We start from the raw sequence: 21710 nt of genomic DNA, 5'->3' as shown, positions 1-21710 counted from the left end.
AAATGGGACTATCGAATAAATTTAAGTCATTCTTTTTCTTAGATGAAGAGGAAGAATATTATGAAGAAGAAGTAGCGAGGGAACCTGAACCTATGCAAAAGAAAACGAAGAAAGAAAGACCTAATAAAAACCGTTTTTATGCTGTAGAAGAAGATGATGCGAAGGTGGTTAGTATGCAGGGAGCTCAGTTTTCTAGTCGTATGGTACTTGCGGAACCGCGTGTATATGCAGAAGCACAAGAACTTGCGGATTACTTAAAAGAATATAAATCTGTTGTTGTAAACTTGCAACGTATTAGCCATGATCAAGCGACGCGTATTGTCGATTTCTTGAGCGGTACAGTTTATGCGTTAGGTGGAGATATTCAACGCGTTGGCAATAATATTTTCTTATGTACTCCAGACAATGTGGAAGTGGATGGCTCTATTTCCGAAATGCTTGATGAACAAAACTTTATGTGATGAAATAGAGGTGTGAACTAGATTGCAAAGTATTTTATATCAAGTGGTGGAGGTCATCTTATTTATTGTTAGATGGTTGCCAACACTCATGTTTATTTATTTCTTGATGAGCTGGTTCCCAGGTGCAAGAGAGTCGAAAATTGGCCAATTGCTAGCACGCATTTTTGAACCGATTTTAGAACCTTTTAGAAGGATTATTCCGCCGATTGGTATGTTTGATATTTCGTCCCTTGTGGCTTATTTCATTTTCCAATATGCGATGAGAGTTTTAACTGGTTTAATTCAAGTGTACATTATTCCAATGTTATTTTAAAAAGCGCACCCGTTTTCAAATGGGTGCCTTTTTTTCATAATCAAGCAAGATTAGCCTAGTAGCAGCTGTTTTCGTGGTATAATAGCACTAAAGACTTGACACGGATTGAAAGGGAGAAATTATGATGGATGGAATTTATCAGCATTTTCGCGCGGAAGAATACGCATTTATTGATAAGGTTTTAGGGATTACGATGCAAGTAGAAAATGAATATACGCCGCAGTTGACGGATTTCTTAGACCCGAGGCAGCGTTTTATTACCGAAACCGTTATTGGTGGCTATGAGCAAATTAATGTGCAGTTTTTTGGCGGAGTAGAGCACGCGGAACGTCGCCGCGCACTGATTTACCCGGATTATTATACGCCAACAGAAGCAGATTTTGAGATTGCCCTGTTCCATATTCGCTACCCGGTGAAATTTACGACACTCACGCATCAAAAAATCCTTGGAACGCTGATGTCGCTAGGCATGAAGCGCGATATTTTTGGTGACATTTTAAATAAGGATACCGAGTGGCAACTGTTAGTAGAAAGCTCGATGAAGGATTATTTGACATTACAGCTTGAGAAAATTGGTAAAGTGAATGTGATGTTAGAAGAGACGGAATTGGCTAATGCTGTTTATGCCCCGGTCGTTTGGGAAGAAATGGGCTTAACTGTTTCTAGTATGCGACTCGACGTAATCATTAGTAATGCGCATCATATTTCTAGACAGAAGGCGAAACAATTGGTTACTGCTGGACTAGTGAAAGTAAACTGGAAAACAGTCGAGAATCCGGATTTTGAATGTGAGGAAGAAGATGTATTATCTGCGCGTGGGTATGGTCGTGTGAAAGTACTATCGACAGGCGGCAGAACGAAAAAAGATAAAATTCGTATCGAAATTGGTTATTTAAAATAAAAAACGAAAGCATTCGCTGCTTTCGTTTTTTTGTTAGCTTAATTGGAGCATTCTTTCCAATGCTTTTAAAGCGAATGTCGTTGTCTGTTCATCAACTTTGATTTGATTACGTTGTTCGCCGTTTTGGATGGCTTCGAGTGTCCAGAGTAAATGTGATAGATCGATACGGTTCATGGTCATACACGGGCACATAAATGGGTTGAGCGAAACGATTTTTTTATCCGGATTTTCTTGGATAATGCGGCCGACTAGATTAGCTTCTGTACCGACAGCCCATTCCGTCCCTGGCGCAGCATTACTTATTTCTGTCACGATTTTTTTCGTTGAACCCGAATCATCTGCTAAAGAAACAACTTCATGCGTGCATTCCGGATGGACGATAATTCGCATGTTCGGATGATTTTTACGGATATTTTCGATATTTTTAACGGTAAAATGTTGATGAACGGAGCAGTAGCCTTTCCAAAGAATGACTTTACAATCGGCCAAATTGCCATCGTATTCCAGTTCATTTTTTATCGGATTCCAAATCGCCATATGCTCAAGTGGGATGCCTAGTTCAAAGGCGGTGTTTCGACCTAGATGCTGGTCGGGAAGAAAGAAAATCCGCTCTTTTTGTTCAAGTGCCCATGAGACGATCTTGGTTGCATTACTGGAGGTAACAGTCGTACCACCGTGTTCGCCAACGAAAGATTTAATTGCGGCAGTCGAATTAATATAAGTCACAGGCAAAATCGTATCGCCAAAAAGAGTTTGCAATTTAGGCCAAGCGTTTGTTAATTGGTGAATGTCTGCCATATCCGCCATCGAACAACCGGCGCGCATATCTGGTAACGTAACAATTTGCTCATTGGTCGTAAGCATATCCGCCGTTTCCGCCATAAAATGAACCCCGCAAAAAACGATATGTTTCGCTTTTTTATTCTTTGCAGCAATTTGCGCTAATTGTAACGAATCACCAATCGCATCTGCAAAAGGAACAACCTCATCTTTTTGATAATGGTGACAGGGGATAAAAAGATCGTCGCCAAGCTGGGCTTTAATTTCTGTGACACGAGCAATCATTTCTGTTTGCGTCATACTTTTATAACGAGCCGGCATCGTATCTTGTTCCACGGTTTCCAGTAAGTTCATGCCTTTATTCCTCCTTTACTATTAAAGCTGATGTCGAGCGCGCGGGCAGAATGCGTTAGCGAGCCTAAAGAAATATAATTCGCGCCAGACCCTTTATAGCTATTAATATTGTCCAAAGTGATATTCCCGGAAATCTCGGTAGTAATGTGTCCCGGTACCAGTTTAACAAGTTGGGCGATTTCTTCTGGGGTACGATTATCAAACATGATGATATCTGCGCCAGCTTGGACGGCCTCTTTCACTTGTTCGGGTGTTTCCGTTTCGACTTCAATTTTCACCATGTGTCCTAGTTTTCCGCGGACAGTAGCTACAGCTTCGGTAATACCTCCAGAGAAGGCGATGTGGTTATCTTTTAGCATAACGCCATCGTATAGACCGTTACGATGATTAAAGCCGCCACCGGTCTGTACGGCATATTTATCGAAGGCGCGAAGACCGGGTGCTGTTTTTCGTGTATCGCAAATGCGAATTGCCGGATCATCCAGCTGTTTGATGGCTACATTCGTTTGGCTCGCAATCCCGCTCATCCGTTGCATTAAATTTAAAATGACGCGCTCGCCGGAAAGTAGTGTGCGCACGGGAGCTGATACGGTCGCAATGATATCTCCTTTTGTTACTTGATCCCCATCTTTTTTATAAGCTTCAAACTGCACATCACCACCAAGAATCTCGTACACTTTTGGCGGGATAGAAATACCACAAAGAATACCAGTTTCCTTTGCTAGAAACACTCCATTTCCAATTGTATCACTGGCGAAAATCGTGTCTGCGCTTAAATCATATTGACCAATATCTTCTAATAAAAATGCGTGAATAGCCTGATTCATAAGTATTGAGTTCATTTCATTACTCCTTTTAAAATTCGATGTGCGCCGAGGCTTTCGGTTCGTTTAAGTGCACTTTCGGCGATTAATTTTGCAGTAATAAGCATATGGCTGATTTCAGCGGCTTCGCGGGTGTGATTAGCGTAATCAAATGCAGCTAACCAGCGAAGAAATTCCGTTATTTTTTCTGGTTTTCGAGTAATTCCCAGCGATTCCCAAATTTTCTCTTGAAGAACTTGTTTCTCTGGTAAATGAACTGTTTTGGTTGAGCTGGCGCACGGGATTAGTGGATATTTTTTTGGATTAGGTTTCTGTGTGTGAATGTATTCAGCTACTTTTTCGCCAAAAACAAGAGTTTCAAGAAGTGAATTGCTCGCGAGTCGATTAGCCCCGTGCACGCCAGCATTCGCCACCTCACCAATAGCGTACAGACCGGGAATATTGGTTTTTCCGTGAAGGTCGGTTCGAATGCCACCCATCAAAAAATGTGCACCGGGGTGAACTGGGATACGCTTTGTTTCGCGAAACGGTACTTGATGCGCATCTAAACTGGCGGTAATCGCTGGGAAGCGTTCTTCAAAATGACTTACCGCCGTTATATCAAGAAAAATAGCATTTCCACGTTCGATTTCTTCAAACAATGTCGCCGCAACAATATCACGTGGCGCAAGATCTGCCAGTGGGTGAACGCCCATCATGACAGCTGAACCATCAGCTCGTACAAGTTCAGCTCCCTCCCCGCGAACCGCCTCAGAAATAAGCCCACGACAACGCCCATTTAAAAAAAGCAAAGTTGGATGAAACTGAATAAATTCCATATCGGTCAGTTTGGCACCTGCTCGGTAAGCTAGCGCCAGCCCGTCTCCAGAAATCGTCGCCGCATTTGTCGTAACCGGAAATAGCTGTCCAAGCCCACCGCTTGCTAAAATAATATGTTCGCCGTAATACGTATGTAGCTGATTTTCTTTATCTAAACAATGAACGCCAATGGCTACTTCGTTATGCTTGATAATCTCGATGACCATTTGCTCCTCTTGCCAGTCAATATTCGTCAACTTTTCTTGCAAAAAAGTAGTAAGATATTTACCAGTTTGATCCCCGCCAGTATGTAAAATCCGCGGCAGCCTGTGCGCACCTTCTAAACCAAGCGAAAATTCACCATCTTTTTTATCAAATGTCAGGCCTTCATCTATCAATTTTTGGAGTACAACTGGGCCGCAAGTAACGAGTTGACTTACCGCGCGGACTTTATTATGAAAACAACCCGCTTGGAATGTATCGCTAAAATGTTTTTTCGGAGTATCGCTTTTTGACACTGCGGCAGCTACTCCGCCTTGAGCGAGCATGGAGTTACTTTCTTCTTTCATACCTTTTGTGATTATTGTCACATCATAGTCCTGCATTAATCTGAGGGCAGCCATACAACCAGAGATGCCGCTCCCAACAATAATAACTCGTTCTTTTATCATCATTTCCACCTCTTGCATAGTAGGTTCAATTAATTGTATACTTCTTAATGAATATACAGTTGTCTTGTCATCTATAATCACACAAAACAAAACTAATTTCAAGTATAAAATTCTAGGGGAGAGATAAGGAATGATTTACTTTGACCATGCAGCAACAACGAAAATGAGCGAGGCGGCACTACAAGTTTTTATGAATGCCTCAAGAGAGTTCTTCGCTAATTCGGAAAGTTTACACGATGCCGGGACGAAAGCGGCCGCTCTTTTAGAAAAGTGTCGTGGCAGTATTGCAGATATTTTGAATGTTCCTGTGAGGGGAATTATTTTTACAAGTGGTGGCACGGAAAGCAACCAAATCGCGATACAAACATTGCTACATACAAGTGAGAAGAAAGAAGTGTTAGTGAGTCCGTTAGAGCATGCTTCTATTTGGCAACAGCTAGGTGCTTTAGAGCAAGCAGGGGAATGTCGGGTGGAAATTTTGCCAGTCGATGCTTTTGGTCAAGTAAGTCCAGCAGTTCTGAGCAAAATGATTTCTGCGGATACCGGGCTTATCATCATTCAACATGTGAATTCGGAAATTGGAACCATCCAACCCATTGCAGAATTAGCGCATATTGCCAAACAAGCAGGCGCTTATTTTCATACAGATATCGTTCAATCATTCGGAAAACTAGCTTTGGAATTAGGTGACGTAACTAGTTTTAGTATTTCGGCACATAAAATTTATGGTCCAAAAGGGGCGGGTCTTCTTTTTATAAATCCAGATATTCCCCTGCAAGCTGCTTTGCCAGATGTTCACCATGAATTTGGCTTTCGAGCGGGTACTGTAAATGTTCCAGCAATTGCTGCCTTTACGACTGCAGCCTATGATATAATGGAAACTAGAGAAAAAGAAGCGAGGCGGATTGCGGAACTTAAAATGGCGATTTGTGAGACGTTAACAGCGCGAGTCGAGGTCGAAGGGGGACGAAATACATCTCCGTTTATTCTAGGATTGACTTTACCCAATATGCAAGGGCAAGAAGCATTACTGGCATTAAACGAAGCGGATATTCAAATTTCGACAACGAGCGCCTGTAGTTTGCGGGACCCAGCGCCATCCAAGACATTAATTGCTACCGGGAAAACAGAAGAAGAAGCAAGCCGATTTATTCGCTTGTCCTTTGGAAACGAAAATGAATTAAGCGATAGTATTATTTTTAAAGAAGAAATCGACAAATTACTACGAAAAAGGTGAGAAAATGAAGAAAATTTTAGGTGATACGCGTCGGCAACTCATTTTAAAATGGTTAAAAGAAGCCGAAGCGCCGATATCAGGCAATCAACTTGCGAGCAAAACGAATGTTAGCCGTCAAGTTATTGTACAAGATATTTCGCTCTTAAAAGCTGGTAATGAGCCAATCATGGCTACGCCGCAAGGTTACATTTACGCGAAAGAAACAGGCTATACAGGAGAAAGGCGCGTTATCGCGGTCAAGCATACGAAAGAACAGGCCGCCGAAGAACTAAATATTTTGGTGGATCACGGCGTATCGATTATTGACGTAATTGTCGACCATCCGATTTACGGCGAAATTACCGCATCGCTACATTTGAAAAGTCGTTTTGATGTTGAGAAATTTGTCAAAAAAGTGCAAACAACCGGAGCAACTATGCTGTCAGGGCTAACGGACGGAACACATTTGCACACGATTGAAGCAGATACAAAAGAACAATTAGAACTTGCTATTGCCGCCTTAGATAAAGCTGGATTTTTAATCTGATCATTTTTCAATATAAATTCTAGGAAAAAGCAAGTAACTATGGTAAAATGTATGTTAGGTATTTATAAACAATAGTCGTATGGAGGTGCTAGATATGCCATTATCGCCGCTGGATATACATAACAAAGAGTTTACCCGTGGTTTTAGAGGTTATGACGAAGACGAAGTAAATGACTTCCTCGATCAAATCATTAAAGATTATGAACAAGTTATTAAAGAGAAAAAGCGTATTGAGGACACTTTAGATAATAGTGAAGAACGTTTAGCTCATTTTACTAACATTGAAGAAACATTAAACAAATCATTAATCGTGGCACAAACAGCTGCCGAAGAAGTGAAAGCTTCCGCTGAAAAAGAAGCAAAACTTATTGTCCGTGAAGCAGAAAAAAATGCTGACCGTATTTTAAGCGATTCTCTTTCTAAAGCACGCAAAATCGCGATTGAAATTGAAGACTTAAAACGCCAATCCAAAGTATTCCGCGAGCGTCTACGTATGTTGGTAGAAGCGCAAATGGATTTAATTAAAAGCGAAGATTGGCAACAAATGATGGCTTACGATGTGGATGCGACAGAACTTGCATCTATCAAAGAAGTTGAATCTCAATCAGAAGAACGCTAAAAACAATTATTAGAGACAAGTACATTTTTTAGATAAAGGATACGAAGCGAGTTGGTAAATGGTGCGAGGCCAGCTATCCTCTAGAAAATCGAAATCACTCTTTAGTTCTAACCCGAAAAAGCAGCCGCTTGAGTAAGTGTTAGCGCGAGCCAGCGTTATGGCACTAATGAAGTGGGCAAGCAGTTAGAATGCATGTCAACAAGGGTGGTACCGCGAATCTCGTCCCTTTTTGGGAGAGATTTTTTTGCGTTTAAAAATAAAGTTTTAAAGGAGAATAAAACATGGAATATAAAGATACGTTATTAATGCCGAAGACAGACTTTCCAATGCGTGGGAATTTACCAAACAAAGAACCGGAATGGCAAGCAAAATGGGAAGAAGAAAAGCTATATGAGAAAATCCAAGAAAAAAATGCTGGATGCCCGACGTACATTTTGCATGACGGACCTCCTTATGCAAACGGCGAGCTTCACATGGGGCACGCGCTAAACAAAACAATTAAAGATATTATCGTTCGTTATAAATCAATGGCTGGCTTCAGTTCCCCGTATGTTCCGGGTTGGGACACACACGGACTTCCAATCGAAACAGCTATCGCGAAAAAAGGCGTAAAACGGAAAGAAATGTCTATCGCTGAATTCCGTAAACTTTGTGCTGAATACGCGATGACGCAAGTAGAAGGTCAACGCACAGGCTTCAAACGTCTTGGTATTAATGGCGACTGGGAAAACCCATATATCACGCTTTTACCAGAATACGAAGCAGAACAAATCAAAGTCTTCGGTGAAATGGCGAAAAAAGGCTACATCTACAAAGGGAAAAAACCAGTTTATTGGTCTCCTTCAAGTGAATCCGCGCTTGCAGAAGCAGAAATCGAATACCAAGATAAAACATCTGCTTCGATTTTCGTAGCTTTCAAAGTAACGGACGGAAAAGGCGTACTAGACGAAGGAACAAATATCGTTATCTGGACTACTACACCTTGGACAATCCCTGCCAACATGGGTATTACTGTTAATCCTGATTTGGATTATGTAGTAATTGAATCTGCTGGTGAAAAATATGTTGTAGCTGAAGCACTTTTACCAAGCTTACGTGAAAAATTAGGTTTTGAAGATGCGACTGTTGTTAAAACGGTTCGTGGTTCTGAACTTGACCGCGTTGTAACAAAACACCCACTCTATGACCGTGATTCCTTAGTAATGAACGGGGAACATGCCACTGCTGAAGCTGGTACGGGTGCGGTTCATACGGCTCCTGGACACGGGGAAGATGACTTTTTAATCGGGAAAAAATATGATTTAGAAGTACTTGCTCCTTTAGATGATCGTGGTGTATTTACAGAGGAAGCACCAGGATTTGAAGGCGTATTTTACGATACAGCGAACAAAATGGTAACAGAAAAATTAGAAGAAGTGGGCGCATTACTAAAAATGGAATTCATCACTCACTCTTATCCACATGATTGGCGTACGAAAAAACCAGTTATTTTCCGTGCAACAGCGCAGTGGTTTGCTTCGATTGACGCATTCCGCGATGATTTACTCGCGGCTGTTAAAGGTGTTAACTGGACTCCAGCATGGGGCGAAACACGTCTATTCAACATGGTTCGCGACCGCGGCGACTGGGTTATCTCTCGTCAACGTGCATGGGGCGTTCCACTTCCGATTTTCTATGCGGAAAATGGGGAAGCAATTATCACGGACGAAACAATCAGCCATATCTCTGAACTATTCCGTGAGCATGGTTCGAACGTTTGGTTTGAACGTGATGTCAAAGATTTATTACCTGCTGGCTTTACGCATCCGGGTAGCCCGAATGGCGAATTTACAAAAGAAACGGATATTATGGATGTTTGGTTTGATTCAGGCTCAAGTCATCAAGCGGTTCTGAATGCTCGTCCTGAATTAACTCGTCCAGCTGATTTATATATGGAAGGCTCTGACCAATATCGTGGTTGGTTTAACTCGTCGTTAACAACTGCTGTAGCGATCACTGGCGAAGCGCCTTATCGTAACGTTTTAAGTCATGGTTTCGCTCTTGATGGCGAAGGTCGCAAAATGAGTAAATCGCTTGGAAATACACTTCTTCCAGGCAAAGTAATTAAACAACTTGGTGCGGATATTGTTCGCCTTTGGGTTGCTTCTGTGGATTATCAAGCCGACGTTCGCGTTAGTGATGAAATCTTAAAACAAGTATCCGAGGTATATCGTAAAATCCGTAACACAATGCGTTTCTTACTAGGAAATATCAATGACTTCCAACCAACTGTAAATGCAGTTTCTTATGAAAACTTACGCGAAGTAGACAAATACATGCTAATCAAATTAAACGATTTAGTGAAAAATGTGAAAGATAGCTACGAAGCTTTCGAATTCTCTACTATTTATCACCAAATCAACAATTTCTGTACAGTAGAATTAAGCCAATTTTATATGGACTTTGCCAAAGATGTTGTCTACATTGAAGCAGCAGATAGCCATGATCGTCGCGCGATGCAAACTGTTTTCTATGAAGCAGTTGTTACGCTGACAAAATTACTTGCGCCAATTTTACCTCATACGACAGAAGAAGTTTGGAATAACTTGATTGGTGAAGGCGTTGAAAGCATTCATTTACAAGACTTGCCAGACGTGAAAGTATTAGCTGATAGCGAAGAAATTACAGCGAAATGGGACGCGTTCATGCAAATTCGCGATAACGTCCAAAAAGCATTAGAATTCGCTCGTAACGAAAAACTAATCGGTAAATCAATGCTTGCAAAAGTAACGTTATACGTGGACGGCGAAGCGAAAACATTGTTTGATTCATTAGAAGGTGATTTCGCGCAACTATTCATCGTATCTGATTTTGAACTAGTTGAAGGCTTAGAAAATGCACCAGAATCTGCATTCAAGTCTAATCAAGTGGCTGTTCAAATTACTGTTGCAGAAGGCGAAACTTGCGAACGTTGCCGCGTTGTGAAAAAAGATGTTGGCGTAGATCCGAAACATCCAACTTTATGTGGCCGCTGTGCTGATATTGTTGTAAACCACTACGAAGCATAATGCGCGCTTGGGGAAAATCCTAGTAAGTTAAAAAGGAGGTTCCCCAAGCTTTTTTATTTTAAGATGTGGTATTATAGACGTAATTCCAATTAAAGGAGGTTGCTTGAAGTCATGGCAACAATTCACTTTACAAAAGTACATGGTTCGCAAAATGACTTTTTCATAGTAGATGAAGAAGAAAATCAAATTACTGCTTGGTCTGATGCGGAACGTGCTGATTTTGCAATTAAATTGTGTGATAGAAACCATTCGCTTGGCGGAGCAGACGGCATTTTATATGTCACAAAAAGTAAGCAAGCAGGCCCAATCGGCCGAATGCAAGTTGTTAATTCCGATGGTTCGGTTGCTTCCATGTGTGGGAATGGCCTAAGAACGGTAGCCCGCTATTTACTTGAAAAAAATGGATTATCTGAAGCGGAAGTTGAAACAATGAAAGCGACACTGGATGTTAAAAAAGCAACTTCTCTTGGTTTTGATATTCCAACCTACCAAGTTGAAATTTCGCCGGTTAAATTTAACCCAGAAAGTTTACCAATGGATGTAGGCGTGGAAAAATTATTTAATCAAATTGTGCCTGAACTTGACGCAGAACTAGCTTTTTCAGCCGTTTCTGTTCCAAATCCGCATTTGATTACCTTTGTGGATCAAGCGGTGTTAGATTCGGATAAACAAGAAAAATTAGCGAGCTACTTAAATAGCGAAAACCCGTATTTCCCAGATGGCGTCAATGTGAGCTTTGTGAAACGTTTGCGCGATGATGCTATTTATGTGCGGACTTTTGAACGCGGTGTTGGGTTTACGAACGCTTGCGGGACAGCGATGTCGGCATGTAGCTTAATTAAAAAAATGTTGGATAATGATACTTTCGAAACACCATTAAACGTTTATAATGATGGCGGCCGCGTGCAAGTAACCGCGAAAAAAGACGAAACTGGCGAAATTTCATTACAACTAATCGGCAATGCCACATTTGTTAGCAATGGTTCTGTTCATTATGATAATGACATAGTTACCGAGCTTACGAATGAAGCGACATCAGAACAAGCGAAGTATCAAGCGCTCGTTAAAGAAGTAAAAGAATTTCTAAAAACAACTGAATGAAAAGGAGTTAACCATGAATACAAATCGAAAAAAAGCAACACCGCTATTCGTTATCGGCGGATTTTGCCTTATTTTATTTATTACCATCGCCTCAGCAATCGCAACAGAAAGCAATTGGGTAGCGCGTTTTGATCTAAGCTGGATTGAAAAAATCCGCGGCGGAATTCAACCGGATAAAACGTCTATCGTCAAATTAGTGACTAACCTGGGAAGCGCAGAAACAACGATTATTTTAACTGTTGTAGTCGTCCTAATTTTATTCTTTTTACGTAAATTTGTTGTTGGACTTTGGTTCGGCGGCACGATGCTCGTTTGTGGAGTTGTCCTAAATCTTGTTTTGAAAAGCTTGGTTGGCCGTACGCGCCCAGCTAGTATCAATTGGTTAGTAAGTGAGTCTGGCTATAGTTTCCCAAGTGGACATGCGACTGCTACAGCTGTTTTCTACGGCCTTGCAGCAATGTTCTTAATCTTCACCGTGCCGAAAATGTGGCAAAAAATCGTTATCGGAATCATTGGTTATGGTTTCATCTTGTTCGTAATGTATACACGTGTTTATCTTGGTGTGCATTTCCCGACAGATGTACTTGGCGGCTTTTTCCTTGGTACCGCTTCTGTTCTAATCTCTCTAGGCGTTTATTTCTTAGTTCGTAAACCGTTACATAACTTACTCGTGAAATGGCGTATTAAAGATAAAAGTATTATTGATTAATAAGAAAACCCTGTTATAAGAATTAGCTTATAGCAGGTTTTTTTGATAGTAAACTGAATAATCTATTTTGTAACCGTACAGCTTTTTCGCTTGATTTATTTGTGCGATGGCGTTAATATATAAGTGTTGAAGGAAGTAAATTTATGTATTAGTAAGGATATGGATATAGATGCGTATCTTTACTAATATGTGAATTTTGTAATTGAAAAAATGCTTAGCTTGTTGTTAACATCTTTTTCGTTAGTAAAAGAAACATATTAAGAAAATTTTTGGAGGTTTGTGAAATATGCAAACAGGTACAGTAAAATGGTTTAACAGTGAAAAAGGCTTCGGTTTCATCGAAGTAGAAGGCGGAGATGATGTATTCGTACACTTCAGCGCTATCGAAGGTGACGGATTCAAAACTTTAGACGAAGGTCAAAGCGTTGAATTTGAAATCGTTGAAGGCCAACGTGGCCCACAAGCAGAAAAAGTTACTAAACTTTAATCTGTTCACGTTAAACTAATAAAAACACACAGCGAACTTCTTAGGGAGAAGGAATGCTGTGTGTTTTTTTATTTGCGATATTTATATAACAGTTTTTATTTAGTTGTATAACAGTTTTTGAGTCAGTAATCTTGCAATAATTCTTTTGAGTAGTATAATAAGTCTTGTAAATGAGATTTCATTATAATCTGTACTATTAAAATATAAATAAATTATATAACAAAAGGATGATAGAAATGGCAAAGCTTGAAAAAGAACAAGAAAAAGTAGTTGCAAAAGGAAAATCAGGTGCAGACTTAGTTGTAGACAGCTTAATTAATCAAGGAGTTACCCACGTTTTTGGGATTCCCGGAGCAAAAATCGATAAAGTTTTTGATGTGATGGAAGAACGCGGACCAGAATTAATCGTCAGCCGACACGAACAAAATGCTGCATTTATGGCTGCGGCTATCGGTCGTCTAACAGGGAAACCAGGCGTTGTGCTTGTAACTAGTGGGCCGGGCGCATCCAATCTTGCAACAGGTCTTGTAACCGCCACAGCAGAAGGGGATCCAGTCGTTGCAATTGCCGGAAATGTAACTCGACAAGACCGTCTAAAAAGAACCCATCAATCTATGGACAATGCAGCGTTGTTCCGTCCGATTACTAAATATAGCGAAGAAGTAGTGCACGCCGAAAGTATCCCAGAAGCTATCACCAACGCCTTTCGTTCAGCCGCTGAGCCAAATCAAGGTGCCGCTTTTATCAGTTTGCCACAAGATATTGTTAATGAACCGAACGTGCCGGTAAAGGCAATTCGCCCACTTGCTAAACCCGAAAACGGCCCAGCATCCAAAGAACAAGTTGCGAAACTAGTTACCCGTTTGAAAAAAGCGAAATTACCTGTATTGCTACTAGGTATGCGTGCTTCAAGCCCAGAAGTAACAGGTGCGATTCGTCGTTTACTCCAAAAAACAAGCATTCCAGTAGTAGAAACTTTCCAAGCAGCTGGTGTGATTTCGCGCGACCTAGAAGATAATTTCTTTGGACGTGTTGGCTTATTCCGTAATCAACCTGGCGATATTTTGCTCAATAAAGCCGATTTAGTTATTACGGTTGGTTATGATCCAATTGAATACGATCCGAAAGCTTGGAATGCTTCCGGCGACAGAACGATTGTTCATCTAGATGATATTCGCGCTGACATTGATCATTATTACCAACCAGTGACGGAATTAGTCGGCAACATCGCGCTTACTTTAGACCGTGTCAATGCAAAATTTAGCGGTTTAGAATTAGCGGAAAAAGAACTTGAAACATTAAAAGAGCTTCACGCCCAATTAGAAGAACGAGATGTTCCGCCAGAAAGTGACGAAACAAACCGTGTGCATCCGTTGTCTGTCATTCAAACGCTTCGTTCAGCGATTGATGATAATGTCACTGTAACTGTCGATGTTGGTTCTCACTACATTTGGATGGCGCGTCATTTCCGCTCCTATGAACCACGCCGTCTGCTTTTCAGTAATGGTATGCAAACGCTTGGTGTTGCGCTTCCTTGGGGAATTGCTGCTACACTCGTACACCCCGGTGAAAAAGTTGTTTCGATTTCTGGAGACGGTGGCTTCTTATTTTCCGCGATGGAATTAGAAACAGCTGTCCGCTTACGTGCGCCACTTGTTCACCTTGTATGGAATGACGGTAGCTATGACATGGTCGCTTTCCAACAAAAAATGAAATACGGTAAAGAAGCGGCGGTTCGTTTTGGTGATGTCGATATCGTTAAATTCGCAGAAAGTTTCGGAGCAAAAGGGCTTCGCGTGACAAATCCGGCAGAGCTTGCGGACGTTTTAAAAGAAGCGCTTGAAACAGAAGGGCCGGTCGTGGTTGATATTCCAATTGATTACCGTGATAATATCAAACTCGGCGAAACTTTACTACCTGACCAATTTTATTAAAAAATTAAAAATCTCTCGGATATTCCGGGAGATTTTTTTAATAGTAAAAGGTTGACTTGGAGTGTACTTCAAGGTTTATGCTGTAGTAGTACTAGAAATTGACTAGGAGGGTTTTGAATGGAATATGTTAAATTTGGTAACACTGGGATGGATGTTTCGAAAATTTGTTTAGGAACAATGGGCTTCGGTGATAAAGATAAATGGATTCATAAATGGGTTTTAGACGAAGCGAACAGCCGCCTAATTATTAAAAAAGCACTCGATTTAGGCATTAATTTCTTTGATACCGCTAATATTTATTCCTATGGTGAAAGCGAAAAAATTGTCGGGCGTGCGCTAAAAGACTACGCTAACCGCGATGATATTGTGTTAGCAACCAAAGTACATCAAACCATGCGCCCAGATCGTCCGAATAGTGGCGGTTTATCTAGAAAAACAATTTTGAGCGAAATTGACCATAGTTTAAAACGATTAGAAACAGATTATGTGGACTTATATATCATTCACCGTTTTGATGAAAATACGCCAATCGAAGAAACAATGGAAGCGTTGCATGACGTCGTTAAGTCGGGGAAAGCGCGCTACATTGGTGCGAGTGCGATGTATGCCTGGCAATTCCAAAAAGCACAACGCGTCGCAGAAAGAAATGGCTGGACAAAATTCGTTTCCATGCAAAATCATTACAATATGATTTACCGGGAAGAAGAACGAGAAATGATTCCGTTTTGTCGCGATGAAAAAATTGCGATTACACCATATAGTCCACTAGCATCAGGGCGGTTAACACGTGATTTGAATGAAACGACGAATCGTTCCGAAACGGACCCAGTTCAAAAATCTAAATACGATGACATGATGAATGCGGATAGAGGTATTATTGAACGTGTTGCTGAACTTGCGGAAACACACCAAGTATCTCGAGATAAAATTGCTCTAGCGTGGCTATTAAATAAAGATGAAATCACTTCGCCAATCATCGGAGCGCAAAAAGAAAGTCACCTAGAAAGCGCGGTAGAGGCGCTAAATATTAAACTAACCACTTCGGAAGTTAACTATCTAGAAGAACTATACATCCCGCACCCAGTAGTTGGAGCACTGCCTACAACTAAATAATCAAACAGAGCATGAGTTGGATTGGAAAATCTACCTTATGCTTTTTTATGTAAAAAGACTATTGACAAATAAAATGCAACCGTTTACAATGAAGTGGTATTAAAAATGTTTAAAGCTGTATCTTTTGAAAAAGTGAAATAGATAAATGATTTGAAAAAAGAGGTGGAAATATGGAATATAAAGACTTGTCGCCAGCAGTGCAAAGTGAAGAACAACTAAGACAGCTTATCCAAGAAAAAGTAGCAGCCGGAGAAACAAGTTTCCCATCAGAACGTGCGCTTGAAAACGAACTAGGTGTCAGCCGGACCACGCTCAGACGGTCACTTGATACACTTGAAAAAGAAGCTGTCATCCAAAAAAGAAACCGAAAAGGAATCGAAATCAATCAAAAGCAAACAATCAATATATTGCAAATGAATTCCATGAGCAGCCAATTGCCAGGAGAACAAAAGGTAGAAGTAATATCACAAGAAATAGTAGCTGGCAAAGACGAGGTGAACCACTTTTTAAACTTAAGTGAAGATAAGCCGGTGTTTAAATTAATTCGGCGAAGAATAGTTGATAATCAGCCGTTTTCTTATGAAATATCTTTTATTGATAGCACGAGATTTGCTGGTATTGAGAAAATCGATTTAAATAATTCCTCGCTATACAATGTGTTAGAAAAGCAGTTTGCTATTAAACCTACCTACGGGCGCGAAGAATTGCGCTTTGTATCAGCGAATGAAAAGTTAGCAGAAGCATTAAAGGTACCACTAAACACGCCACTTTTTGAAGTAGTTAGTAAAGCATTTGATCAAAATGATGAACCGTTTGAGTACAGCAAACAATATCTAATTGGTAATCAAATCAAATACAAAATCAATGCGAAAAACATATTTGATTACTTGGAGGATGAGTGAAATGGGAGCTAAAAAACCACTTTTTGAAGTAATTGCTTCAGAAATAAAAGATAGTATTAATCGCGATGAGTATAAGACGGGAATGCTTATGCCAAACGAAACAGCCTTACAAGAAATTTTTTCTAGCAGTCGGACAACTATTCGCCGCGCAGTAGATTTATTAGTCGAAGAGGGTTTAGTTGTTCGTAAAAACGGTGTTGGGCTATACGTCCAACCAAAACTTACATCCCAGAATATTCTAGAAATGACAGGTGTTATGAAAACTGATACCAATGAAAATTTGAAAAAAGACATTAAAGACTTTTACATCCGCAAAGCTGGCAAGTTTTACGCAGAGAAGTTTGGTATAAAAGAGAATGAACTTGTGTATTCTATCAAGTTTGTCCAAAAAAGTGAGAACGGTGTCACGTTAGATCGTTTAATTTTACCGTTGAGTTTATACCCTGATTTACAAGCGAAGGATTTTCAAATTATTAATATTATTGAGCTTGTTAATTCAGGTAAATATAAATTATTTGAGCTTGAGCAGGAACTTCAACTTATTTTAGCTGGGAATGAGCAAATCAAAAATATGCATATAAACGAAAATGATCCTGTTTTTAAATTGAGCAGTGTCTTTTATGCAGAAAATGAAATGCCGATTGCCATCCAATATCATTATGAAGATGCTGAGTCGACCAAATATGTAGTTGATTTTAACTAATACTAAGGAGGAAGAAAAAATGATTCAATTTCTAAGAGTAGACCATCGTTTACTACATGGACAAGTAGCTGTATCTTGGTTTAATGCTTTAGATGTAAATACAATTTTAGTGGCAAATGATGGGGTAGCAGCGGACGATTTTCGTAAGTCGGCAATACGGCTTGCAAAACCAGAGGCAGCAAAACTAGTCATGAAAAGTATCGATGAAAGTATCGAAGCGATTAATTCAGGTGTCACTGATAAATACAACATGCTTATTGTTGTCGAATCAGTTGAAGACGCTTACAAATTAATCCATGGTACGAATGGCAAAATCCCGATGTTAAATCTAGGCGGAACGAAGCAAAGAGAAGGAACAGCCAATTTTTCCAAAGCAGTTAATTTAACGCCTGAAGAAGTAGCGAAATTAAAAGAGCTTCAAAAAGAGAAAGTAGATGTGTTTATGCAGCAAGTGCCTAACGAGAAAAAAGTAACCTTTGAAGCATAAAAGACGAAAGAAGGGATAAATTATGGAACAGTTTGGAACAGCGATTTTGCTTGCACTTGCAGCAATGCTTGCAAATGGAGAGTATTTATTTGGTTCATCGATGCTATCAAGACCACTTGTAACATGTACACTCGCCGGGCTTATCATGGGGGATGTACAAATGGGGATTATTATGGGGGCAACTTTAGAATTAGCTTTTGTGGGATCATTTTCTATTGGAGCATCTATTCCTCCAGAAATTATTTCAGGAAGTATATTAGGAACTGCCTTTGCGATTTCGACTGGCGAAAGCACAGCCGTAGCGTTAGCGCTTGGGATTCCAATTGCCTCCCTTGTACTTGTTGTTAAAAATCTATGCTTTATTTTCGTATTACCTTACTTTGTTCATAAAGCAGATAAATACGCACTCGAGGGAAATTCACGAGGGATTAGTCGAATGCAGTTACTAGGTGGGTTTTTATCGATCAACTTGCCAATTGGTATTATTGTTGCGACATCCTATTTAGTAGGAAGCCCGGTTATTCAAAACGTACTTGATGCCATCCCAGCTTTCGTTATAACGGGACTTGGAATCGCGACTGGTTTACTGCCAGCATATGGTTTTGCTTTGCTTCTCAAATTGATGGTCAACAAGAAGAATGCGGTATTTTTCGTATTTGGCTTCGCGTTAGCTGTTTACTTAAAAGTTCCTGTAACAGGTGTAGCGATTTTCGCTGCATGTTTAGCGCTAATTTTAACAGGTTATGCAACACTTAAAAATGACAATGGTCCGAAAAATACGAATACAGAGCCAGCACTTGCGAATGATGGAGGTATAAATTATGAAGATGAAGAGTTCTGACGTATTAACGAAAAAAGACTTAATGAAAGTTTTTTGGCGCTCGTTCACGATGGAATGGTCATGGAACTACGAACGACAATCCAATCTCGGTTATGGATTTTCCATGTTACCAGCTCTAAACAAAATTTTTAAAAATGATAAAGACAAACGAATTTCTTCTTATCAAAGACATTTAGAATTTTATAACGTAACACCGTGGCTTTCCACTTTTCCGCTCGGGATATCCATTGCGATGGAAGAGCAATCTGCGAAAGATAAAGATTTTGACACAGATTCTATCAATAATATAAAAGTAGCATTGATGGGTCCTCTAAGTGGGATTGGAGATTCGTTCTTCTGGGGAACTTTACGCGTTATCGCTACAGGTATTGGAACTTCCTTAGCGCTACAAGGAAATATGTTAGGGCCGATTTTATTCCTCCTTATTTTCAATATTCCAGCTATTCTGACTCGTTATTATGGGTTATTCATTGGTTATAACATTGGAGCTAACTTTATCGAAAAAATTCAAAAAACTGGATTAATGGATAAACTGTCTTATGGGGCTTCGGTTATCGGTCTGGCTGTTGTTGGTGCGATGGTCGCCACGATGGTAAACATTAATATGCCAATGAAATTTGGTTCTGGTGATGATGCAGTAACGATTCAAAGTGTTTTTGACGGTATCGTCCCAGGAATTCTAGCACTAGGCTTTACCTTCTTTATTTTCTGGTTAGATAAAAAAGGACTAAAAGCACATTGGATTCTTCTATTAATCGCAGGAATTGGGATTTTAGGGGCATTCACAGGTTTATTAAAATAAGTAGGTGAAAAAATGAAAAACATGGATTATTATATCCGGTCGGAACAAAGCGTTTATGAAAATATCATCCGAAGTCGAAAAGACCTTTTACAAAAGGTTATTCAAATGGAGAAAGTGGACTATCAAGCAATTGTTATTTTTGCAACAGGTTCTAGTTCTAATGCGGCATTCGCAGCGCAGTTATATATGTCGGATAAACTCGCTATTCCGGTATATGTGGAAGAACCATCTACTGCAGGAAATTACATGCTTCATTTAAACAAAAGCACTTTATACATCGCTATATCACAAGGTGGGCACAGTTACTCCACTATTCATCTCGTAAAAGAAATTGAGCGTCAAGGTGGCATTGTTTTCACTTTAACGAGCGATTTAACTAGCCCGATTGCTAAAGAAAGTACGCGGGCAATTGATCTCGGAATGGGCATAGAAGAGATGCCATATGTCACGCTTGGCTATAGCGCAACGATTCTTATGTTGAATTTAATGGCGCTTGAGTTAGCCCTTTTACAAGAGAAAATGTTGGAAGAAGAGTATCAGGCGGAAATTGCAGAATTGAAAAAAATCACCGCTCATTTACCACAAGTGATAGAGAAATCAGCTACTTGGGTGAACGAGCATACACAGGAATTGATGGAAGCGGAACGAGTTTTCTTCATAGGATACGGCGCTGCTTATGGTGTAGCGCGCGAAGGAGAAACAAAAGTAACAGAAACCATCCGGATTACGTCATTTGGTAAAGAGCTAGAAGAATATATGCATGGACCATATATAGGTTTATCCGAACGAGACTATATTATCTTCCTTGAACCTCAAGGATTACTAGAAGATCGCGCGGAAAAATTAAAACAATTTTTACAAGGCCATGTAAAGAAAATCCGGACAATTTATGCGGATGCAGGCGGGGAAAACGCGGATGATTTATTACTCGGTATGCGGACAGCAGAACTTCTGACGCCGCTATTTATGACTATCCCGGTTCATTTATTATCCTTTGAAATTTCCAAGAAAAAAGGAATTAATTTAGAAGTATCCGCTTTTCCGGAATTTGATAAAATAACAAAATCCAAAATTTAATCAAAGAAAGTAGGAATGAAGAGTGCTAAAATTTGATGAACAAAAAGTGAGAGAAAACATGGAAGGGGCGCTAAAGTTACGCCCACAAATTAATGAAGTAGTAGACCAAATACACCACCGTGGTTTTAGTAATATTTGCTGGCTAGGAATTGGCGGGACATACGCATCCGCCATGCAAGCTGTGGTGCATATGAAAGAAAAAACGGCGCTAGAAACTTTTTATGAAAATGCGGCTGTGTTTCTAACTACAGGCAATAAACGTGTCACCAAAGATACACTTGTAGTTATTTCATCGGTGACCGGAAGTACGCAAGAAGTAGTAGATGCTGTGAAAAAATGTAATGAAATTGGTGCGACTGTATTTGGGTTTATTGATAAAGCGGAAACCGAACTTGCTAATTTAGTAGATCACTTAATCTCCTATCCGTTAAATGAACAATTAAAATTCTTTATGGTGGCAGATCGTTTTATGTATTTAGCAGGTGAATTTGAAGATTATGATGCGTTTTATCAAGAAATGGATCAACATTTTGCTAAAGGGATTGTAGAAGTAGAAAAAGCAGCAGATAAATTTGGTCAAGAATTTGCGCTAAAACATCATCAAGACGACATTCATTATTTCGTTGGTGCTGGGAATCAGTGGGGTGCGACCTATTCATACGCAATGTGTTACTGGGAAGAACAGCACTGGATTAAAACGAAATCGATTGAGTCACATGAGTTTTTCCACGGTATGTTTGAAATTGTGGAACGAGATACACCAGTTACTATTTACGTTACAGAAGACAGCCAGCGCTCATTAAGTGAACGGGTAGTTAATTTTATTCCGCAAATTTGCGCTAATTATACAGTCATTGATGCAAAAGATTACGATATGCCGGGTATTTCCGCTAAATTCAGAGGGGCGTTGTCACCATTTATTATCCACGCAGTTAATAATCGTATTGATGTACACGTGGAAAAAATTAACTGTCATCCAATGGAAATCAGAAGATACTATCGTCAGTTAGACTATTAAAAAGG

General features: G+C 40.0%; 22 protein-coding genes and 1 other annotated feature. Of the genes, 19 read left to right on the top strand and 3 right to left on the bottom strand.

Annotation, left to right across the window (positions count from 1 at the left end; all coding sequences use genetic code 11):
* Positions 1-2 precede the first annotated feature (2 nt).
* From HCJ55_RS01195 to HCJ55_RS01185, 3 genes are all read left to right on the top strand, one after another.
* Entirely contained in the window at positions 3-461 is a 459-nt protein-coding gene (locus tag HCJ55_RS01195) for a cell division protein SepF (protein WP_185392150.1), read from the top strand.
* Positions 462-483: 22 nt separating this feature from the next.
* On the top strand, positions 484-774 hold the full coding sequence (locus HCJ55_RS01190; protein ID WP_008948340.1) for a YggT family protein: 291 nt from the start codon (positions 484-486) through the stop codon (positions 772-774).
* A gap of 124 nt (positions 775-898) precedes the next feature.
* On the top strand, positions 899-1675 hold the full coding sequence (locus HCJ55_RS01185) for a YlmH family RNA-binding protein (protein WP_185516922.1): 777 nt from the start codon (positions 899-901) through the stop codon (positions 1673-1675).
* A gap of 33 nt (positions 1676-1708) precedes the next feature.
* Here HCJ55_RS01185 and nadA read toward each other — a convergent pair whose 3' ends face one another.
* From nadA to nadB, 3 genes are read right to left on the bottom strand one after another with little or no spacing between them, the layout of a single operon-like run.
* A complete protein-coding gene (gene nadA, locus HCJ55_RS01180; RefSeq protein ID WP_185516699.1) occupies positions 1709-2809 on the bottom strand; it encodes a quinolinate synthase NadA in 1101 nt (366 codons plus the stop codon).
* A complete protein-coding gene (gene nadC / locus HCJ55_RS01175; RefSeq protein ID WP_185516697.1) occupies positions 2806-3651 on the bottom strand; it encodes a carboxylating nicotinate-nucleotide diphosphorylase in 846 nt (281 codons plus the stop codon). The genes nadA and nadC overlap by 4 nt, the downstream gene beginning before the upstream one ends.
* On the bottom strand, positions 3648-5102 hold the full coding sequence (gene nadB / locus HCJ55_RS01170; protein WP_185516920.1) for an L-aspartate oxidase: 1455 nt from the start codon (positions 5100-5102) through the stop codon (positions 3648-3650). Before nadB ends, nadC begins: the two co-directional genes overlap by 4 nt.
* 130 nt (positions 5103-5232) lie before the next feature.
* Here nadB and HCJ55_RS01165 point away from each other — a divergent pair, with 130 nt between their 5' ends.
* From HCJ55_RS01165 to HCJ55_RS01090, 16 genes are all read left to right on the top strand, one after another.
* Positions 5233-6339, top strand: coding sequence for a cysteine desulfurase family protein (locus HCJ55_RS01165; protein ID WP_185516695.1), 1107 nt, complete (start codon positions 5233-5235; stop codon positions 6337-6339).
* Between the two features lie 4 nt (positions 6340-6343).
* On the top strand, positions 6344-6865 hold the full coding sequence (locus HCJ55_RS01160) for a transcription repressor NadR (RefSeq protein WP_185396989.1): 522 nt from the start codon (positions 6344-6346) through the stop codon (positions 6863-6865).
* Between the two features lie 94 nt (positions 6866-6959).
* Entirely contained in the window at positions 6960-7484 is a 525-nt protein-coding gene (gene divIVA / locus HCJ55_RS01155; RefSeq protein ID WP_008948332.1) for a septum site-determining protein DivIVA, read from the top strand.
* Positions 7481-7714, top strand: a binding site (T-box leader). (Overlaps the previous gene by 4 nt.)
* A 51-nt stretch (positions 7715-7765) precedes the next feature.
* The gene (gene ileS, locus HCJ55_RS01150) at positions 7766-10531 is read left to right on the top strand and encodes an isoleucine--tRNA ligase (RefSeq protein WP_185516693.1); all 2766 of its coding nucleotides are present in this window, start codon (positions 7766-7768) and stop codon (positions 10529-10531) included.
* Between the two features lie 111 nt (positions 10532-10642).
* Complete coding sequence (gene dapF / locus HCJ55_RS01145; RefSeq protein ID WP_185516691.1) at positions 10643-11632, top strand: diaminopimelate epimerase; 990 nt, start codon at positions 10643-10645, stop codon at positions 11630-11632.
* Positions 11633-11645: 13 nt separating this feature from the next.
* Complete coding sequence (locus HCJ55_RS01140) at positions 11646-12341, top strand: phosphatase PAP2 family protein (RefSeq protein WP_008948329.1); 696 nt, start codon at positions 11646-11648, stop codon at positions 12339-12341.
* A gap of 286 nt (positions 12342-12627) precedes the next feature.
* Positions 12628-12828, top strand: coding sequence for a cold-shock protein CspB (cspB, locus tag HCJ55_RS01135; protein ID WP_003720346.1), 201 nt, complete (start codon positions 12628-12630; stop codon positions 12826-12828).
* A 236-nt stretch (positions 12829-13064) separates the two neighbouring features.
* Positions 13065-14762 carry an acetolactate synthase AlsS gene (gene alsS / locus HCJ55_RS01130; protein ID WP_185516689.1) on the top strand — a complete coding sequence of 566 codons (1698 nt, stop codon included), beginning with the start codon at positions 13065-13067 and terminating at the stop codon, positions 14760-14762.
* Positions 14763-14879: 117 nt separating this feature from the next.
* Positions 14880-15875 (top strand): aldo/keto reductase, encoded by a 996-nt coding sequence (locus tag HCJ55_RS01125; RefSeq protein WP_185516686.1) that lies wholly within the window; start codon positions 14880-14882, stop codon positions 15873-15875.
* A gap of 170 nt (positions 15876-16045) precedes the next feature.
* A complete protein-coding gene (locus HCJ55_RS01120; RefSeq protein ID WP_185516684.1) occupies positions 16046-16777 on the top strand; it encodes a GntR family transcriptional regulator in 732 nt (243 codons plus the stop codon).
* Between the two features lies 1 nt (position 16778).
* Positions 16779-17480 (top strand): GntR family transcriptional regulator, encoded by a 702-nt coding sequence (locus HCJ55_RS01115; protein WP_009930481.1) that lies wholly within the window; start codon positions 16779-16781, stop codon positions 17478-17480.
* 19 nt (positions 17481-17499) lie between these two features.
* The gene (locus HCJ55_RS01110; RefSeq protein WP_023548624.1) at positions 17500-17967 is read left to right on the top strand and encodes a PTS sugar transporter subunit IIB; all 468 of its coding nucleotides are present in this window, start codon (positions 17500-17502) and stop codon (positions 17965-17967) included.
* 22 nt (positions 17968-17989) lie between these two features.
* A complete protein-coding gene (locus HCJ55_RS01105; protein WP_003723164.1) occupies positions 17990-18808 on the top strand; it encodes a PTS mannose/fructose/sorbose/N-acetylgalactosamine transporter subunit IIC in 819 nt (272 codons plus the stop codon).
* Complete coding sequence (locus tag HCJ55_RS01100) at positions 18789-19610, top strand: PTS system mannose/fructose/sorbose family transporter subunit IID (RefSeq protein ID WP_003723163.1); 822 nt, start codon at positions 18789-18791, stop codon at positions 19608-19610. Before HCJ55_RS01105 ends, HCJ55_RS01100 begins: the two co-directional genes overlap by 20 nt.
* A gap of 12 nt (positions 19611-19622) precedes the next feature.
* The gene (locus HCJ55_RS01095; RefSeq protein WP_185516682.1) at positions 19623-20687 is read left to right on the top strand and encodes an SIS domain-containing protein; all 1065 of its coding nucleotides are present in this window, start codon (positions 19623-19625) and stop codon (positions 20685-20687) included.
* Positions 20688-20709: 22 nt separating this feature from the next.
* Complete coding sequence (locus HCJ55_RS01090; protein ID WP_185503996.1) at positions 20710-21705, top strand: SIS domain-containing protein; 996 nt, start codon at positions 20710-20712, stop codon at positions 21703-21705.
* Positions 21706-21710 lie beyond the last annotated feature (5 nt).

This window comes from Listeria marthii, from assembly GCF_014227425.1.
Lineage (GTDB): Bacteria > Bacillota > Bacilli > Lactobacillales > Listeriaceae > Listeria > Listeria marthii.
Note: the sequence above shows the minus strand (reverse complement) of the source record. Positions and strands in the feature narration are given on the sequence as shown.

Coding starts and splice junctions, on each gene's coding strand:
- HCJ55_RS01195 (WP_185392150.1), top strand. CDS start 3: ATGGGACTATCGAATAAATTTAAGTCATTCTTTTTCTTAGATGAAGAG.
- HCJ55_RS01185 (WP_185516922.1), top strand. CDS start 899: ATGGATGGAATTTATCAGCATTTTCGCGCGGAAGAATACGCATTTATT.
- nadA (WP_185516699.1), bottom strand. CDS start 2,809: ATGAACTTACTGGAAACCGTGGAACAAGATACGATGCCGGCTCGTTAT.
- nadC (WP_185516697.1), bottom strand. CDS start 3,651: ATGAACTCAATACTTATGAATCAGGCTATTCACGCATTTTTATTAGAA.
- nadB (WP_185516920.1), bottom strand. CDS start 5,102: ATGATAAAAGAACGAGTTATTATTGTTGGGAGCGGCATCTCTGGTTGT.
- HCJ55_RS01165 (WP_185516695.1), top strand. CDS start 5,233: ATGATTTACTTTGACCATGCAGCAACAACGAAAATGAGCGAGGCGGCA.
- HCJ55_RS01160 (WP_185396989.1), top strand. CDS start 6,344: ATGAAGAAAATTTTAGGTGATACGCGTCGGCAACTCATTTTAAAATGG.
- divIVA (WP_008948332.1), top strand. CDS start 6,960: ATGCCATTATCGCCGCTGGATATACATAACAAAGAGTTTACCCGTGGT.
- ileS (WP_185516693.1), top strand. CDS start 7,766: ATGGAATATAAAGATACGTTATTAATGCCGAAGACAGACTTTCCAATG.
- dapF (WP_185516691.1), top strand. CDS start 10,643: ATGGCAACAATTCACTTTACAAAAGTACATGGTTCGCAAAATGACTTT.
- HCJ55_RS01140 (WP_008948329.1), top strand. CDS start 11,646: ATGAATACAAATCGAAAAAAAGCAACACCGCTATTCGTTATCGGCGGA.
- cspB (WP_003720346.1), top strand. CDS start 12,628: ATGCAAACAGGTACAGTAAAATGGTTTAACAGTGAAAAAGGCTTCGGT.
- alsS (WP_185516689.1), top strand. CDS start 13,065: ATGGCAAAGCTTGAAAAAGAACAAGAAAAAGTAGTTGCAAAAGGAAAA.
- HCJ55_RS01125 (WP_185516686.1), top strand. CDS start 14,880: ATGGAATATGTTAAATTTGGTAACACTGGGATGGATGTTTCGAAAATT.
- HCJ55_RS01120 (WP_185516684.1), top strand. CDS start 16,046: ATGGAATATAAAGACTTGTCGCCAGCAGTGCAAAGTGAAGAACAACTA.
- HCJ55_RS01115 (WP_009930481.1), top strand. CDS start 16,779: ATGGGAGCTAAAAAACCACTTTTTGAAGTAATTGCTTCAGAAATAAAA.
- HCJ55_RS01110 (WP_023548624.1), top strand. CDS start 17,500: ATGATTCAATTTCTAAGAGTAGACCATCGTTTACTACATGGACAAGTA.
- HCJ55_RS01105 (WP_003723164.1), top strand. CDS start 17,990: ATGGAACAGTTTGGAACAGCGATTTTGCTTGCACTTGCAGCAATGCTT.
- HCJ55_RS01100 (WP_003723163.1), top strand. CDS start 18,789: ATGAAGATGAAGAGTTCTGACGTATTAACGAAAAAAGACTTAATGAAA.
- HCJ55_RS01095 (WP_185516682.1), top strand. CDS start 19,623: ATGAAAAACATGGATTATTATATCCGGTCGGAACAAAGCGTTTATGAA.